Genomic DNA, 1,795 nt, shown 5'->3' on the forward strand with positions numbered 1-1,795 from the left:
TGCCTAAGATAAAAACAGAAGTATATCCATACTTTATGGGTAGGATTGTAAATGCTGAAAAAGCAATAGAGTCCTATCCCTTCAATAATGATGGCAGTAAAGTCTTTTTACATTTAGAAGACTCTATTGCACCATGGAACAGCGGAACCTTTTTAATTGGAGGGGAAGGGGTTAAATTCTATCCTGTTAAAGAAGGAAGTTCTTGTGTAAAGCCGCCGCAGAGAGGATTGAATCTTAATGTGAACTCTCTTACTGCCATGCTATTTGGTTATAAGCGGCCATTGGAGTTGTTTGAAATGGATATGATCCAAGGTAATTATGATGAGGTACAAGAGTTGGAGAAATTGATTCCTCCATTCAAGCCTTTTTTCTATGATTTCTTCTAATCTGGCTCATTTGACATCTTGTCTGCTATAAAGCACGTTTTTATAAGGCATGAGGCTAAAGAGTGTAAAACCTGACATGCCGCCACAATAGTAAATACAATGTAAAACCCGGGTGCACCTAAAGCGCCCGGGTTTATTTAGCTATATTTTAAATTTCATTTTTATTATGCCTGCTTCTTTAGCTGAGTTGAATCCAATAAGGATCAGTGGACCGATGATGAAGCCTAGGATGCCGAACAGCTTTAAGCCAAGATACATGGCGATCAGTGTTGACAGTGGTGAAAGGCCGATATGGCTTCCCATTACCTTTGGCTCCACTGTGCGGCGGATGATTAATAAAATGACTGCCAGGACTGCCAACTGGGTTCCCAGCGCAATATTGCCTGTAGCAAGGTGGAAAATGGACCACGGTGCCAATATGACGATTGAACCGATGAGCGGAATAAAATCAATCACCCATATGATAGCAGACATGACAATAGCATATTCCGGCGCAATGAAGAGCAAGCCAATCAAAGATACTATGAAAATGATGACGCTGACCAGAAATTGAGCTTTTAGAAATCCAAATACGACATATGACAGCCTTGAAGTCATAAAGTGGACCTTGTCAGCCGTTTTCTCAGTTAAGTGACTGTACACACCTTGTCTTAATGCTGGTAATTCAAGCAAGAACAAAAATAATGCAATCAAGTAGACAAGGAAACTAATCAGAAAGTTAGGGATATAGGTCAGCAATGCCTTCAAATTGTTTATATTAATGAAGGCAATCATGTCATTTTTGAGCTTATTCAAAAATTCCTCAGCCCGGTCGCTGATTTCAATAACTACTTCCTTAGGAAGATCATTAGCTGCTTCCACAAAACTATTTTCTGCTTTGTACCAGGCATTCGTTATTTCATTTATGTATACTGGCGTGTTCTCGATAAGGTCTATTGCTTCTGTTACTGCAGTCGTGGTTAGGAAGTAACCGGTAACTACCATAAGCAAAACAAATGATAGAAAGATGCCGAGTACAGAGAGACGGCGCCCTATCTTGAATTTTTTCTGGAAATACACAACCGCTGGTTCAAGAAAAAGAGCTGTGATCAGAGCAACAATAAGCGGGATAGATACCGGCAGGATAACGTATAGCCCTGCAGCTACAAGCATGACAATCAATGTTATGAAGATGAATCGTTTTGTAAAAATACCGGACAATGGGAACTCCTTTCTATACTCCTTGTGAGTATATACCACATGACAAACAAAATACTTTGGCCCTATAAGCCCTTCAGCTAAAAAAAGGGCTGTTGTTGATTTAGTTACTTGTTGATTGGAGACAGCTAAAAATTAGGCTCTGTTAAAGCCTCAATGTTGTTTTTTAAAACCTGTTGATTGTAGTGGAAGGCGCGTAGACTCCTCCAAAA

2 protein-coding genes are annotated in these 1,795 nt (G+C 39.8%); one reads left to right on the forward strand and one right to left on the reverse strand.

The annotated features are described in order from the left end of the window. The coding region (locus WB217_RS03190; RefSeq protein WP_423990567.1) for a sterol carrier protein domain-containing protein at positions 1-386 on the forward strand (386 nt) is incomplete at its 5' end. Between the two features lie 141 nt (positions 387-527). Here the strand turns inward: WB217_RS03190 and ytvI are convergent. Further along, positions 528-1,586, reverse strand: a complete 1,059-nt coding sequence (ytvI, locus tag WB217_RS03195; RefSeq protein WP_423990569.1) for a sporulation integral membrane protein YtvI — start codon at positions 1,584-1,586, stop codon at positions 528-530. Positions 1,587-1,795 lie beyond the last annotated feature (209 nt).

The organism is Mesobacillus sp., from assembly GCF_049588175.1.
Classification (GTDB): Bacteria; Bacillota; Bacilli; order Bacillales; family Cytobacillaceae; genus Mesobacillus.